The organism is Pseudarthrobacter sp. NPDC080039, assembly GCF_040702335.1.
Lineage (GTDB): Bacteria > Actinomycetota > Actinomycetes > Actinomycetales > Micrococcaceae > Arthrobacter > Arthrobacter enclensis_A.
Window position 1 is genome coordinate 17,120 of record NZ_JBFBKY010000004.1, and the last position, 14,770, is coordinate 31,889.

General features: G+C 68.3%; 10 protein-coding genes. 4 read left to right on the forward strand and 6 right to left on the reverse strand.

What is annotated here, in order from left to right; genetic code table 11:
* Window positions 1–47: 47 nt before the first annotated feature.
* Together AB0313_RS05965 and AB0313_RS05970 are read right to left on the reverse strand one after the other, a co-directional pair.
* The gene (locus AB0313_RS05965; RefSeq protein ID WP_043453189.1) at window positions 48–386 is read right to left on the reverse strand and encodes a P-II family nitrogen regulator; all 339 of its coding nucleotides are present in this window, start codon (window positions 384–386) and stop codon (window positions 48–50) included.
* Window positions 383–1,732, reverse strand: a complete 1,350-nt coding sequence (locus AB0313_RS05970) for an ammonium transporter (RefSeq protein WP_141941915.1) — start codon at window positions 1,730–1,732, stop codon at window positions 383–385. The genes AB0313_RS05965 and AB0313_RS05970 overlap by 4 nt, the downstream gene beginning before the upstream one ends.
* 224 nt (window positions 1,733–1,956) lie before the next feature.
* Between AB0313_RS05970 and AB0313_RS05975 the strand changes: the two genes are divergently transcribed.
* Complete coding sequence (locus AB0313_RS05975; protein ID WP_307311210.1) at window positions 1,957–3,198, forward strand: MFS transporter; 1,242 nt, start codon at window positions 1,957–1,959, stop codon at window positions 3,196–3,198.
* 9 nt (window positions 3,199–3,207) lie between these two features.
* On the opposite strand, the gene ftsY is transcribed toward AB0313_RS05975, so the two are convergent.
* Both ftsY and smc read right to left on the reverse strand, forming a co-directional pair.
* Window positions 3,208–4,410: a signal recognition particle-docking protein FtsY gene (ftsY, locus tag AB0313_RS05980; protein ID WP_366304293.1), complete on the reverse strand. Its 1,203-nt coding sequence runs from the start codon at window positions 4,408–4,410 to the stop codon at window positions 3,208–3,210.
* 118 nt (window positions 4,411–4,528) lie between these two features.
* A complete protein-coding gene (gene smc / locus AB0313_RS05985) occupies window positions 4,529–8,116 on the reverse strand; it encodes a chromosome segregation protein SMC (protein ID WP_366304295.1) in 3,588 nt (1,195 codons plus the stop codon).
* A 228-nt stretch (window positions 8,117–8,344) separates the two neighbouring features.
* Here smc and AB0313_RS05990 point away from each other — a divergent pair, with 228 nt between their 5' ends.
* The 3 genes from AB0313_RS05990 to AB0313_RS06000 are packed head-to-tail and all read left to right on the forward strand — an operon-like array spanning window position 8,345 to window position 13,001.
* The gene (locus AB0313_RS05990; protein WP_141941925.1) at window positions 8,345–9,367 is read left to right on the forward strand and encodes a 3-oxoacyl-ACP synthase III; all 1,023 of its coding nucleotides are present in this window, start codon (window positions 8,345–8,347) and stop codon (window positions 9,365–9,367) included.
* Entirely contained in the window at window positions 9,361–12,033 is a 2,673-nt protein-coding gene (locus AB0313_RS05995) for an alpha/beta fold hydrolase (RefSeq protein WP_366304297.1), read from the forward strand. Before AB0313_RS05990 ends, AB0313_RS05995 begins: the two co-directional genes overlap by 7 nt.
* Window positions 12,030–13,001 (forward strand): NAD-dependent epimerase/dehydratase family protein, encoded by a 972-nt coding sequence (locus tag AB0313_RS06000; RefSeq protein WP_366304299.1) that lies wholly within the window; start codon window positions 12,030–12,032, stop codon window positions 12,999–13,001. The genes AB0313_RS05995 and AB0313_RS06000 overlap by 4 nt, the downstream gene beginning before the upstream one ends.
* 48 nt (window positions 13,002–13,049) lie before the next feature.
* On the opposite strand, the gene mutM is transcribed toward AB0313_RS06000, so the two are convergent.
* Both mutM and rnc read right to left on the reverse strand, forming a co-directional pair.
* Window positions 13,050–14,018, reverse strand: a complete 969-nt coding sequence (mutM, locus tag AB0313_RS06005) for a bifunctional DNA-formamidopyrimidine glycosylase/DNA-(apurinic or apyrimidinic site) lyase (protein WP_141941932.1) — start codon at window positions 14,016–14,018, stop codon at window positions 13,050–13,052.
* A 6-nt stretch (window positions 14,019–14,024) separates the two neighbouring features.
* The gene (rnc, locus tag AB0313_RS06010; RefSeq protein ID WP_366304301.1) at window positions 14,025–14,753 is read right to left on the reverse strand and encodes a ribonuclease III; all 729 of its coding nucleotides are present in this window, start codon (window positions 14,751–14,753) and stop codon (window positions 14,025–14,027) included.
* Window positions 14,754–14,770 lie beyond the last annotated feature (17 nt).

Consider the following 14,770-nt stretch of genomic DNA (forward strand, 5'->3'; position numbering starts at 1 on the left):
TCCGGTTCCCGCCCGCCCTGTTTCAACTGCCGCTTTCGGTGGCTTCGCTAAATGGCGGCCACTCCGCGTTCGCCAGTCCGGACGCGCACTGCTTCATGGACGTCGATGGTCCAGACCTTGCCGTCCCCGGCCCTGCCGGTATTGGAGCTGGCAATGATCACGTCCAGGATGTCGTCGGCCTGCTCATCCGTGGCCAGCACTTCCACCCGGATCTTGGGCAGCAGGTCCACGTTGTATTCCGCTCCGCGGTAAACCTCGGTGTAGCCGCGCTGCCTCCCGTACCCGCTGGCTGCGCTGACGGTGAGGCCCTGGACGCCGTAGGCTTCCAGCCCTTCCCTGATGGCCTCGAGCTTCTCCGGCCTGACGATTGCAGTGATCAGTTTCATGCCCCCACGCTTTCCTTGCCTGTTGCTGACTGTGTCTTCTGTGCACCGGATTCCCGGGCTTCCGCCTGGGTCTTGCCGGTCACCATGTCGTGCAGCGGCTGGAAGCTGCCGCCGTGGCCGCCGACGCCGAACTCGTAGGCAGTCTCGGCGTGCAGGCTGAGGTCTGCACCGGCGATTTCCTGGTGCTCGGAGATGCGGAAGCCCATGGTCTTGTGGATGGGGTAAGCGATGATCAGGGTCATCACGGCGGTGAAGACGATGGAGAACAGTGCTGCCAGAACCTGGGCCACCAGCTGGGTTGCGCCGCCGCCGTAGAACAGACCGGCAGCTCCCTGGTCGGGGGTGGCGAGGAAGCCGATGGCGACGGTTCCGATGACACCTGAGACGAGGTGGACGCCCACAACATCCAGGGAGTCGTCATAGCCGAGCTTGAACTTCAGGCCGACGGCCAGGGCCGAGGCGATACCGGCGAGGACGCCCAGGGCAATCGCACCGAGCGGGGAAACGTTGGCACAGGCCGGCGTAATGGCAACCAGGCCGGCCACGACACCGGAAGCGGCGCCCAGCGACGTGGGGTGGCCGTCCCGGATACGTTCGATTGCGAGCCAGCCCAGCATCGCGGCGGCCGGGGCTGCCAGGGTGTTGATCCAGATCAGGCCGGCCTGCTCAACCGTGGCAGCGGCGCCGGCGTTGAAGCCAAACCAACCGAACCACAGGATGGCTGCACCGAGCATGACGAACGGAATGTTGTGCGGGCGGTGGTTCGGGTCCTTGCCGAAGCCCTTCCGGTTACCAATGATCAGCACCAGGACCAGGCCGGCAACACCGGCGTTGATGTGCACCACGGTGCCACCGGCGAAGTCGATGACCGGAGCGAAGGTCTGGCCGAACCAGCCGTCCTTGGAGAACAGTCCGCCACCCCACACCATGAAGGCCAGCGGTGCGTAGACCAGCGTTGCCCAGATCGGCGTGAAGATCACCCAGGCGGAGAACTTTGCGCGGTCCGCGACGGCGCCGGAGATCAGGGCGACAGTGATGATGGCGAAGGTTGCCGCGTAGCCCACCTTCAGCAGGTCTGCCGGGTCCGTGAAGTTGTGCAGGCCGAAGTGGCTGAACGGGTTTGCAAAGATCTGGTAGAAGTTGTCCTGGTTGCTCGTGGACATCGAGGCGCCCCACAACACCCATGTGATGCCGACCGTTCCGATGGCGACGAAGCTCATCATCATCATGTTCAGTGCCGACTTGGCGCGCGTCATGCCGCCGTAAAAGAATGCCAGGCCCGGGGTCATGAACAGCACGAGTGCTGCAGCCACCAGGAGCCAAACGAGACCTGCGGTGAGTTCCATGGCCTACGTCCTCTCTTGCTTTCGGTGCGGACTTGTCCGCCTGCCAACGCCTTTTGCGTCCTGTAATGAGTGTGGCGTCGGCGTGTTTCGCCCGCGGAGGATTTAGATTGCGGGCCTGTTACAACAACCTCTAGGAAGTAAATGGTGGATATCCGCCTTGTTACGGTTATGTTTCCGCACCCGCCCGGCCACCCGGCTCCCACTCCAGCAAGGACTCCTGCACCATGACGGCACCACCCCGCTCAAGCGGCGCCACTTCGAGGTTTTTGGGCCGGCTGAGGCCGCAGAGGGAGAAACTTCCCAGGGACATCAAGGTGATGCTGGCCGCGGCGTTCCTCATTGCGCTTGGATTCGGGCTTGTTGCGCCGGTATTGCCGCAGTTCGCAACAACCTTTGGGGTGGGCAACACCGAGGCCGCGGTCATCGTGGCGATCTTCGCGTTCATGCGCCTGGCGTTTGCTCCGGCCGGCGGCGCCCTGATCGGAAAGCGCGGCGAACGGCCGGTCTACGTTGCCGGGCTCCTGATCGTGGCATTGTCCACGGCAGCGTGCGCCTTTGCCCAGGATTACTGGCAGCTGCTGTTGTTCCGGGGCCTGGGCGGGGCGGGGTCAGTGATGTTCACGGTGGCCTCGATGGCCCTGGTGATAAGGCTGGCCCCGCCCCAGAGCAGGGGCAGGGTCTCCGGGGCCTACGCGTCGGCGTTCCTGATCGGGAACGTGTGCGGGCCGATAGTGGGCGGTTTGCTGGCAGGGCTCGGCCTGCGGGTACCGTTCCTCGCCTACGCAGCCGCGCTGCTCGTTGCCGCCTTCGTGGTGCAGACCCAGCTCAGCCACCAGCGAAGGGATCAGGGCGAGACTCAGCTGCGGGCGCCTGACATGCGGTTCGGTGACGCCCTGACCGCCGGGACGTACCGGTCGGCCCTGGCCTCCAGCTTCGCCAACGGGTGGGCCACCTTTGGCGTGCGGATGGCAACGGTGCCACTGTTCGCAGCGGCCGCCTTCGGAGCAGGCCCGCAGGCGGCAGGACTGGCGTTGGCAGTCTTCGCTGCGGGCAACGCCGCCGCACTGACTTTCTCGGGGCGCCTGGCGGACTCCCTGGGGCGAAAGCCCATGATGATTTCGGGACTGCTGGTGGCGGCCCTGGCAACCGCCGGGATCGGGCTTACCTCCGACCTGCCCTGGTTCCTTGGGGCGTCGACGCTCGCCGGCGTCGGGTCGGGACTGTTCGGTCCCGCCCAGCAGGCTGCCGTGGCCGATGTCATTGGCAACGGCCGCTCCGGCGGCAAGGTCCTGGCCGTGTACCAGATGATGTCCGACGTCGGCGCTATCGTGGGGCCGGTGGTGGCAGGCCTGCTGGCGGACCGGCTGGGCTTCGGCTGGGCTTTCGGGGTGACCGGCGCGATTCTGCTCCTGGCCGCCCTCGGATGGCTGCCCACCCGCGAGTCGCTCCGCAGGGCAGGCAGCTAGCCCAACAGCTCAGTTCAGCAGGGCGTCAACAAAGCCTTCGGTGTCGAACGGAGCCAGGTCGTCCGCGCCTTCGCCCAGTCCGATGAGCTTGACGGGCACGCCCAAGGTCTTCTGGATGGCGACGACGATGCCGCCCTTGGCGGTTCCGTCCAGCTTGGTCAGGACAATGCCGGTGATGTTGACCACCTCGGAGAAGACCCTCGCCTGGTTCAGGCCGTTCTGGCCGGTGGTGGCATCCAGCACCAGCAGGACCTCGTCCACCTCGGCCAGCTTCTCCACGACGCGCTTGACCTTGCCAAGTTCGTCCATGAGGCCCACCTTGTTCTGCAGGCGCCCGGCGGTGTCGATCATGACCACATCGACTTCCTGCTCGATGCCGGCTTTTACGGCTTCATAGGCAACCGAGGCGGGGTCGGCGCCGTCGATGTCCGACTTCACGGTGGGGACCCCCACGCGCTGGCCCCAGGTGGCCAGCTGCTCGGCGGCAGCGGCGCGGAAGGTGTCCGCGGCGCCCAGCAGCACGTCCTTGTCCTCGGCCACGAGCACGCGGGCCAGCTTGCCCACGGTGGTGGTCTTGCCCACCCCGTTCACTCCCACCACCATCATCACGGCGGGCTTGTCGGCATGCCGCTGCACGTTGAGGCTGCGGTCCATGGTGGGGTCCACGAGCTTGATGAGTTCTTCGCGCAGCATGGCCTTGACGTGTTCGGGGGTCCGGGTTCCCAGCACCTTGACCCGCTCCCGGAGGGCGTCCACCAGCTGCATGGTGGGTTCGGTACCCAGGTCGGCGAGCAGGAGCGTTTCCTCCACCTCGTCCCAGACGCTCTCATCGATGCGGTCGCTGGAGAGCAGCGCCAGCAGGCCCTTTCCCATGATGTTGTTGGAGCGGACCAGGCGCTCCCGCAGCCGGGTAAGGCGCCCCGCGACGGGGAGCGGGGTTTCCACGGGGATGGTTTCCAGCCCCGCCGCAGTGTCCGGGACCGTGGTGTCCAGCCCTTCGAGGTCCACACCCTCCGGCGCCTTGCGTTCGATGGTCCCGTCACGGTCCGCCACTGCCGTGCTGCCGCCGGAGCGGATCTCGGGGTCGTTGGCGTCCCGGGTTCCGGGGTAGCGGGTGATGTTCCTCCGTGTCTTGAGCAGGACCGGAATCAGGCTGCCGATGACCACCAGCGCGGCAAGAATGGACAGGACAATGGGAAGGATGTCATTCACTCCCCTAGCTTCTCACAAACGGTCCGCCCGGATCCGGCGGCCGGCACGCACCTGACCTGCCCGTTTGCGCCGCCTGCCGCCTGGGTACCGGCGCTGCCAGTGTCCCTGCAGGCCTTCGCTATACCTCGGCACCGAGGCGTTGGCTGATGACGGTTGAGACGCCGTCGCCGCGCATGGTGACGCCGTACAGCGCATCCGCCACTTCCATGGTCCGCTTCTGGTGGGTGATGACGATGAGCTGGCTGGATTCCCGGAGTTCCTCGAAGATGGTGATCAGGCGGCCGAGGTTGGTATCGTCCAGGGCAGCCTCCACCTCGTCCATGACGTAGAACGGCGACGGCCGCGCCTTGAAGATGGCCACCAGCAGCGCCACGGCCGTCAGGGACCGCTCACCGCCGGAGAGCAGGGACAGCCGTTTGATCTTCTTCCCGGCCGGACGTGCCTCCACCTCGATCCCGGTAGTCAGCATGTCATCGGGATCCGTCAGGACCAGGCGGCCCTCGCCGCCCGGGAAGAGCCGCTCGAAGACCCGCACGAACTGGGCCTGGGTGTCCTGGAACGCTTCGGCGAAGACGCGCTGGACCCGGTCGTCCACTTCCTTGATGATGTCCAGCAGATCGCGGCGGCTGGCCTTCAGGTCCTCAAGCTGGGTGCTGAGGAACTGGTGCCGCTCCTCCAGCGCCGCGAATTCCTCCAGCGCCAGGGGGTTCACCTTGCCCAGGCTGGCGAGGTCGCGCTCAGCCTTCCGCAGCCGTTTCTCCTGTTCCTGCCGGACGTAGGGTTTGCCGGCCCTGATCTCTTCGCCGTTGCCGTCCACAGGGGCGCGCAGGGCCGCCCACTTGTCGCCCGATTCCTCCGCGGGCACAGGGACCGGCACGTGGGGGCCGAATTCCGCCACCAATGCCTCCGGGGTGATGCCCAGTTCGTCCACGGACCGGGTTTCCACAGCTTCTATCCTGGCCCGCTGCTGCGCCCGCGCCAGCTCGTCCCGGTGAACGTTGTCTGTGAGGTCTGCCAGTTCCCGGGCCAGGGTTTCATTGGCGTCCCGGATGTCCCGCAGGGCACGGTCACGCAGTTCACGGGTCTCCTCGGCAAGGTCGCGTTCATGCCGGGCCAGGTCCACCGAGACGTCCACGTAGCGCAGCGCCAGGTCCACACCTGCGGACACGGCGGCCGCGCGTTTCGCCTGGACGCGGCGCCGCCGGGCGCGCTGTGCGGCTTCTTCCCGGGCACGGCGTTCCGTGGCGGCAGCACGTTCCAGGGAGGACACCCTGTTGCGGGTGGCCACCAGCTGTTCCTCGGCGCTGCGCAGGGACAGCCGCGCTTCCACTTCCGCCGCGCGGGCGGCTGATGCGGCCTGTGCCAGGGCGTCCCGCTGTTCGGTGGAAGGCTCCTCTTCAACGGGCGCTTCCTGGGCCGCGGCCAGCCGGGCGGTGATGGCGGCGAGCGCTTCTTCTTCGGCAGCAACATTGTCCCCGGCCCTGGCCAGGGAGGCCGCCAACCGGTCGCTTTCGCCCACGGCGCTGCGCAGCACCGAGTTCAGGTGGCCCAGGCGCTCTGCCACGGCGGCCAACCGGGCATCCGATTCGTGCAGCCGGTCCAGGGCCGCGTCCGCCTCCTCCTGCGCTCCGGCGCGGCGGGCCTCGGCGGCGGCCAGGGCAAACCTGTTCCGCTCCAGGTCCGCGGTGACCGCGGACAGGCCGCGGCCGGCGTCGTCCACTGCTGCCTGTACCTCAAGGAGTGACGGGGCCTTGGCCGAGCCGCCGGCAGCCGAGACGGCGGTGAAGACGTCACCCTCGCCGGTGACGGCCGTGATGCCCGGCAGCGATGCGACGAGCGCGGCCGCGGCGTCGATGCCGGTCACGACGGCGGTTCCGCTGAGCAGGTGCCGGACCAGGGCAAGGTGGCCGGCAGGTCCGTCCACCAGGTCGGCGGCCCACACCGCTCCGCCCGGCAACGCCACGTTGTCCTTGTCCTCCCGGTGCTTGGCGGCGGCGGAGGCGAGGAGCAGCGACGCCCTGCCGGCGTCGTCGTCCTTGAGCCGCTGGATTACTCCGGCCGCCGTGGCCCCATCCTGGACGAGGACTGCCTCGGACGCCTCGCCCAGGGCTGCGGCTACAGCTGCTTCGTACCCGCTCCGGACCGTGATCGCCGCTGCAAGGCTCCCCTGCACTCCCGCCAGCCCTGATTCCAGCACGTGCCGGGCGCCGTCCTTGCGGTCAAGGCCAAGCTTCAGGGCATCGAGCCGCGCCGCCAGGGCGTCCCGCTTGCGCACCCCCTCGTTGACAGCGGCCTTGAGATCCGCGATTTCCTGGAGCACCGCGTCCAAAACCCCGCTGGCGGCCTCATAGTCGGCGTCCAGGGACTCCTCTCCTTCCTCCACCCCGGCCACCTGGTTTTCCAGCTCGGTGAACTCCGCCTGGGCCCGGGCGCGGCGCTCGGTCCCCGCGGCAAGCGAGTCGCGGAGCCGCCCCAGTTCCGCCTGTGCCGACTCCACACGGGACCGGGCGGCAGCAACCTGTCCGGCCAGGCGGGCCAGGCCCTCCCTCCGGTCAGCCGCGGCGCGGAGCTGCGCCGTGAGCCGCTGGTCCTCGGCGCGGGCCGCCTCTTCCGCTTCCGCCTTAGCCGTGCTGGCCGCCTCCAGGGCACTTCGCCGTGCTTCGATGTCCTGTTCGAGTTCGGCCACCTCCTGCCGCACGCGCGCCGCCTGGCGCTCAAGCTGGTCGGGGTCGCGGCCGGAGGGCGGGGCGGCATCATCGGAGCCCAACAAGCGGCTGCGCTCGGTGGCAAGCGAGCCGAGCGACCGCAGCCGTTCACGTGCGGTGGACAGCCGGTACCAGGTGTCCCGGGCCGCATTCAACCGGGGCGTGGCCTCCGCTGCCAGTTGTTCCAGCCCGGCCTGCTGCCTGCGTCCGGCCTCAAGTTCCTGCTCGACAGCGGTGCGCCGGGCTTTCAGCGCGGCCTCATCCGCGACGTCCTGCTCCAGGGCGAGCTGCAGCTGGACGAGGTCGTCGGCCAGCAGGCGGGCACGCGCATCCCTGACGTCGAACTGCACCCGCTGGGCCCGGCGTGCCACCTCCGCCTGCTTGCCCAGGGGCGTGAGCTGGCGGCGGATCTCCCCGGTGAGGTCCGTGAGCCGCTGGAGGTTGGCCTGCATGGCCTCCAGCTTGCGGACCGTCCTTTCCTTGCGGCGCCGGTGCTTGAGGATCCCTGCCGCTTCCTCGATGAATCCGCGGCGGTCCTCCGGAGTGGCGTGGAGTACCCGGTCCAGCTGCCCCTGGCCGACGATGACGTGCATTTCCCGGCCGAGCCCGGAATCGGAGAGCAGTTCCTGGATATCCAGCAGCCGGCAGCCGGCACCATTGATGGCGTACTCGGACCCGCCAGTGCGGAACAGTGTCCGGGAAATGGTTACTTCGCTGTATTCGATGGGCAGTGCGCCGTCGGCGTTGTCTATGGTCAGGGATACGTGGGCACGGCCCAGTGGGGGCCGCCCGGACGTTCCGGCAAAAATGACGTCCTCCATCTTGCCGCCGCGGAGGGTTTTCGCCCCCTGCTCGCCCATGACCCAGGCCAGGGCATCCACCACGTTGGACTTGCCGGACCCGTTGGGACCCACGACGGCGGTGACGCCGGGTTCGAAGTCGAACGTGGTGGCAGACGCAAAGGACTTGAACCCCCGGACGGTGAGGCTTTTGAGGTGCAAGGCTTTTCTGGTCTCCTGGAGCGGGTAGGGCAGATTGCTGGAAAAGGCTCACTACAATCTACTGCGCAGGATGGACATTTCCCCGCAGCAGCGCCCGGGAGCCGGCGCCCGCGCCACCGCGAATATGCAGGTTCCGGCGTGGCAAAGGCATAGTTAAGCTCTTGAGCCTGCGTTTATGTGGGTACAGTCACCGCATGAACGCGGGACGGAAACGAAGAGGGGCTTGAATTGGCAGGTAATGCGACCTTCCGCCACAGCAACACCGCGCTGCTCTCGGTCAGCAGCGTTGAAGCTCCCAGGATTGTGAGCTCCACCGACTTTGACCGCCGGCTGGCCTCAACCCTGAAGCGGTTGAAGTTCCCGCCACGGCTGCTGGAGCGCGTTGCGGGCATCACGCACCGCCGGTGGTGGGCTCCCGGAACATCCTTCGACGATGCTGCGGTGGAGGCCGGCGCAAAGGCGCTGGCGGAGGCTGGCATTGAAGCCTCGGAGGTCGGCCTGCTGATCAATACCTCGGTGACCCGGCGCAACCTGGAACCGTCCGTGGCGGTGAAGATCCACCATGGCCTTGGCCTGCCGTCGTCGGCCATGAACTTCGACCTTGCCAATGCCTGCCTCGGTTTCGTCAACGCCCTGACCCTGGCGGCGAACATGATTGATTCCGGGCAGATCAGGTACGCCGTTGTGGTCAACGGCGAGGACGCCCAGCTGACCCAGGAGGCCACGCTGGCCAGGCTTCAGCGGCCCGAAACCACCCGTGACGACTTCAACCGCGAATTTGCCACGCTGACGCTTGGCTCGGGAGCGGCAGCGGCCGTCCTGGGACCTGCGGACCAGCACCCGGGGGCGCACCGGGTGCTGGGCGGCGTGATGCGGGCCGGCACGGAGCACCACGAATTGTGCGTGGGCGGCATCGACGGCATGCACACGGACACGAAGGGTTTGCTCGACGGCGGCCTCCAGCTCGTGGTCGACGCCTGGCACGAGGCACAGCCCGAGTGGGACTGGGCGGCGATGGACCGTTACGTCACGCACCAGGTGAGCAACGCCTACACACAGGCCATCATCGACGCGATCGACCTGGATCCGGACAAGGTGCCCATCACCTTCCCGCACTGGGGCAACGTGGGTCCCGCATCCCTTCCCATGACGCTTGCCGCCGAGTCGCAGTCCCTGGGTGCCGGGGACCGCGTTTTGTGCATGGGCGTGGGTTCGGGCCTGAACACCGCCATGCTGGAAATCGTTTGGTGACCGTTGAGTGGCCGGGCGTCGACGCCCAGTGGTCGCGCGAAATCGATGTCCCCTCCACGTCAAGCGCTGATGCGCCGGGCACGGTACGCCGCTGGCACCTGCTGGACAACGGCGCAGAGCTTTCCGGCCGCGGCCTGGCTCCGAAGGGCACTCTGCTGTGTGTCCACGGCAACCCCACCTGGTCCTACCTGTGGCGGAGGCTGCTGGCGGCCGGCTGCGACCCCGCGCACCCGTGGCGCGTAGTGGCCGTGGACCAGCTCGACATGGGGTTCTCGGAACGCACGGGAACTTTCCGGCGCCTTGCCGACAGGATCAATGACCTGGGCGACCTCACCGCCGCGCTGGCACTGAAAGGTCCTGTGGTCTCAGTAGGCCACGACTGGGGCGGGGTGATCAGCCTCGGCTGGGCACTGGCGCACCAGGACCAGCTCGCGGGCGTGGTGCTGACCAACACTGCCGTCCACCAGCCGGCCGGCTCACCCATCCCGGCAGCACTGCGCCTGGCCCTGCATCCGGCCGTGCACCAATGGGGAACCACCACCACCGACGCTTTCCTGCGGGTGACGCATTCGCTTGCCAGCCCGCCGCTGCCCACGTCGGTGCGGAACGCCTTCATGGCCCCCTACCGTGGCGCATCCCGCCGCGCCGGGGTGGGAAACTTCGTGGCGGACATCCCCGTTGATGCCTCCCACCCGAGCTTCGCCGCGCTCAACAATGTGGCTGAAGGTGTTCGCCGGCTGGAGGTCCCGGCGCTGATGCTGTGGGGTCCCCGGGACCCAATCTTCTCCGACCGGTATCTGAAGGACCTCCTTGGCCGGCTCCCGCATGCGGACGTCCACCGCTACGAAGGCGCCGGACACCTGGTGGCCGAGGACCGGGACATCACACCTGCGGTTTTTGACTGGCTTGCCGCGCGCTTTGAGGCGGACGGGGACAGTGTTGCCAAAGCTGCCACTCCGGCTGGGCGCCCCGGTTCCGTTCCCCTCTGGGCGCCCCTGGCGGAACTCGCGGCAGGGTCCTCAGCAGGCGGACGCGCCGTCGTCGAAATGGCAGCGGACGGCAGTGTGGCCCGTTCACTCACCTGGAAGAAGTTGGAAGACAGCGTTGGGCATCTCGCCGCCGGCCTGCGGCAGGCGGGCGTTGGCCCGGGCAGCCGGGTGAGCCTGATGGTTCCGCCCGGAGTGGACCTCACGGTGGCCCTTTACGCGTGCCTGCGTCTGGGAGCCGTGGTGGTGGTTGCCGATGCCGGACTGGGCGTCAAGGGATTGAGCCGGGCGGTGAAGGGCGCCACCCCGGACGTGTTGATCGGGATCGACAGGGCCCTGGCGGCGGCCCGTGCCCTGGGGTGGGCCGCCAGGCGCGTCAGCGTACAGGACCTCCCGCCGGGGCGCCGCAAGCTCCTGGGGGTTGAAACCTCCCTCGCCGCACTGGCCAGGGCGGGAGCCGCCCGCCCCACTGTGGCTGCCGGGGACCCCCCGGCAGCCATCCCTGCCCCGGACTCGCCCGCCGCCGTGCTTTTTACCTCCGGATCCACCGGACCGGCCAAGGGCGTGCTGTACTCCCACCGGCAGCTTGCCGCCATGCGCGACACCGTGGCCGGAACGTTCGGAATCCGTCCCGGCCAGGGGCTGGTGGCTGGGTTCGCTCCGTTCGCCTTACTGGGGCCGGCCCTGGGAGCCGTGTCGGTGACGCCGGCCATGGACGTCACCGCGCCGCGAACCCTGACGGCACGCGCCCTCTCCGACGCCGTGGCGGCCATCGACGCCACGGTTGTCTTCGCGTCGCCGGCTGCCCTGCGGAACGTTGTTGCCACCCGCGGCGGCCTCACTGAGGAAGCCAGGGCAGCGCTCGGAAGGGTTGGCCTGCTCCTCTCCGCCGGGGCTCCAGTTCCGGAACCGCTCCTGGCGGAGGTCCAGGCACTCCTTCCGGCCGCGTCGCTGCACACCCCCTACGGGATGACCGAGGCGCTCCCTGTCACGGACATCACCTTCGAACAAATCCAGGTGGCTGCGGCAGACGCTGCTGACGGAACGACGCCGGGCGCCGGCAACGGCGTCTGCGTAGGGCGGCCCGTCCATGGCGCCCGCGTGGCAGTCATCCCCCTGGCGCCTGACGGCACCGCTCCCGGAAACACGGCGGTCACCACCGCGGGGACAACGGGCGAGATCCTGGTCAGTGCCCCGCATGTCAAGGAAGCCTACGACCGCCTCTGGCTGACCCAGCAGGTAAGCGCAGACCTGCCGGGCTGGCACCGGACTGGCGACGTGGGCCACCTGGACGCCCAGGGACGGCTGTGGGTGGAAGGCCGGCTGGCCCATGTCGTGACAGCCCCCGGCGGTGCGGTGACCCCAGTGGGCGCCGAACAGGCGCTGGAGCGCTTGGATGCGGTGCGGATGGCCGCCGTCGTGGGCGTCGGACCGGCCGGGACCCAGGCCGTGGCGGCCGTCCTCGAGACGGTCCCGCCGGCCCGCAAAGCAGGCCTTGCCGGAACGGCACTTGCCGGGCAGGTGCGGGAAGCGGCTCGGACTGCGGGCGTATCCGTGGCGGCGGTCCTGGTTGTCCCCGCGCAGCCTACCGATATCCGCCACAACGCCAAGATCGACAGGACCCGCGTGGCCCGCTGGGCTGCATCCGTGCTGGCCGGCGGCCGCCCGGGAACGCCATGAGGGTCCTCGTCACCGGAGCGAGCGGACTGCTGGGCAGGGCGGTTGCGGGACTCCTGGTGCACAGGGGCCATGCCGTGACCACCTTCCAGCGGCGTCCTTCAGGGGTCGACGGCGCCACGGACCAGTGCGGGTCACTCACCGACAATGCGGCGGTCGGCGTGGCCGTCAGGGGTGCTGAAGCAGTGGTCCACCTGGCAGCCAAAGTCTCGTTCACCGGCCGCGCCGACGAGTTTGACGAGGTGAACGTCGAGGGAACGCGGCGGCTGCTGCTGGCTGCGCGTGAAGCCGGGGTCGGCGACTTCGTTTTTGTGTCCTCCCCGTCTGTGGCCAATTCGGGCGCCGCCATCGCAGGACTGGGTGCCGGGCCGGCTGATCCGGTGCGTGCCCACGGTGATTACTCCCGCACCAAGGCGCAGGCGGAATTGCTCGCCTTGGCCGCGGATTCAGCGGGGTTCCGCGTCGCCGCCGTACGGCCCCACGTGGTGTGGGGCCCCGGGGACACCCAACTGGTGGAACGTGTATTGGCCCGCGCGGCCCGGAACCGGTTGCCCCTGCTGGACGGCGGCGCTGCGCTGATGGACACGACGTACGTGGACAACGCAGCCGCGGCGATTGTTGCGGCATTGGAGCGGATAGGGCACATCCATGGCCGGGCATTGGTGGTCAGCAACGGCGAGCCCCGCCCCGTAGGCGAACTGATTGCCGGCATCTGCGCTGCCGGCGGCGTGCCTGCGCCGTCCTGGTCCCTGCCCGGAGGGCTGGCGCGCGTGGCGGGTTCGGTGGTGGAAAGGGCGTGGCTCAGGCTTGGAAAGCGGGACGAGCCGCCCATGACCAAGTTCCTGGCCGAACAGCTGTCCACAGCCCATTGGTTCGACCAGCGCGCCACCAGGGAACTCCTGGACTGGACGCCGGCCGTATCACTCGATGAAGGACTGGAGCGGCTGGCGGAGTACTACGGCCCCCGTTGACCCTGCGCGGGTTCCTGCGTCCCTGCGGGGTGGGCCGGACGGCGGCCGCTACCAGCGGCCGTTGCGGGGCCGCGGCTGGCACACCGGACAGGTGTGCGATGAGCGGTTCATGAACTGTTCCCTGCGGATGATCGAGTGGATGCCGGCTGCGGCGCAGCGCTTGCAGGGTTCGCCTGTACGGCCGTACGCGTTGAGTGACCTGTCGAAGTAGCCCGAGGCCCCGTTGACGTTGACGTAGAGGGAATCGAAGCTGGTGCCGCCTGCATCCAGCGCGTCGAGCATGACATCCCGCGCGCTGTCGAGGACGCGCCGGGCCTCGCTCCGGCGGAGGGTGTCAGTGGGCCGGGCGTAGTGCAGCCGGGCGCGCCACAGGGCTTCGTCGGCGTAGATGTTGCCGATCCCGGACACCAGGCCCTGGTCCAGCAGCGCACGCTTGAGCCCGGTCCTGCGCTTTCGCAGGCGCTGGTAAAACAGGTCGAAAGAGAAGGCCGGGTCCAGGGGGTCGCGGGCAATATGCGCCGCTTCCTCCGCAATCAGCGGCAGGGGTGATTCGGCGAGGCCACCGGGGCCGCCGTCGTCCGTGGGGACCAGGCTGGTGACAAAAAGGCCACCGAAGATCCGCTGGTCCACGAACCGCAACTGCCCGGGCATGCCTTCGCGGTGGCTGAGCCGGAACCTGACCTTGAGGTGCTTCTCGTCGGGGACGGACGGGTCCTGCATCAGCAGCTGCCCGCTCATGCCCAGGTGCGCCATCAGTGCCGCCTTGGGCGCGGGGGCAGTACCGGGATCCTCGGCCGCGGCCGCGGTGCTGTCCGCCAGGGGCATCCACAGGAATTTGCCGCGCCGAACGACGTCGGACACCACGGCACCCTCAAGGTTTCCGATGAAGTCGGCAGCTCCCAGCGCGTGCCGGCGGATGGAGCGTGGATCCAGCACCTCCACGGCATCGATGGTCCTGCCGCGGACCCAGTTCACCAGGCCACGGCGGACAACCTCCACCTCGGGCAGTTCAGGCACGGATGGCTACTTGGCGGCCACGGAACCAGTGGTGGTTCCGGCCGCCGCCTGGGACCCGTTGCCTGACAGCACCCGCCATGCGTCGGCTGCCGCTTCCTGTTCGGCTTCCTTCTTGGAGTGCCCGGAACCCTTGCCGTAGGCCGTGCCACCGATGTTGAGGACGGCGGTGAAGGTGCGGGCATGGTCCGGGCCGGAGCCGTCCACCGCGTAATGGATGGTGCCCAGCTGCCGGCTGGCCGCGAGTTCCTGGATGCTGGTCTTCCAATCCGTTCCCGCACCCAGTACGGCCGCGTCCTTCAGCAGCGGACCGATGAGCCGCATGACCAGCTGGCGGGCAGTCTCGATGTCATTGGAGACGTAGGTTGCCCCGATCAGGGCTTCCATGGTGTCCGCAAGGATGGAGGCCTTGTTCTTGCCGTGGGTGAGCTTTTCGCCCTGGCCCAGGTAGATGTAATCGCCAATGCCCAGGCTGCGCCCGATGCCGGCGAGGGCACGCGTGCTGACGACGGCGGACCGGCGCTTGGCGAGCTCGCCTTCGGGCAGGTCCGGATTGTCCCGGTAGAGGGCGTCGGTGACGGAAAAGCCCAGGATGGAGTCACCGAGGAACTCGAGACGCTCGTTGGTGGGTATGCCGCCATTCTCGTACGCGTACGAGCGGTGGGTAAGCGCAAGACGAAGCGTCCCGGCGTCTATAGAGACACCGAGACGCTTCAGAAGCTCTTCAGTTGAAGACATCATTCAGCCTGTTGGGG

Coding starts and splice junctions, on each gene's coding strand:
- AB0313_RS06000 (WP_366304299.1), top strand. CDS start 12,030: ATGAGGGTCCTCGTCACCGGAGCGAGCGGACTGCTGGGCAGGGCGGTT.
- AB0313_RS05970 (WP_141941915.1), bottom strand. CDS start 1,732: ATGGAACTCACCGCAGGTCTCGTTTGGCTCCTGGTGGCTGCAGCACTC.
- AB0313_RS05965 (WP_043453189.1), bottom strand. CDS start 386: ATGAAACTGATCACTGCAATCGTCAGGCCGGAGAAGCTCGAGGCCATC.
- AB0313_RS05975 (WP_307311210.1), top strand. CDS start 1,957: ATGACGGCACCACCCCGCTCAAGCGGCGCCACTTCGAGGTTTTTGGGC.
- rnc (WP_366304301.1), bottom strand. CDS start 14,753: ATGTCTTCAACTGAAGAGCTTCTGAAGCGTCTCGGTGTCTCTATAGAC.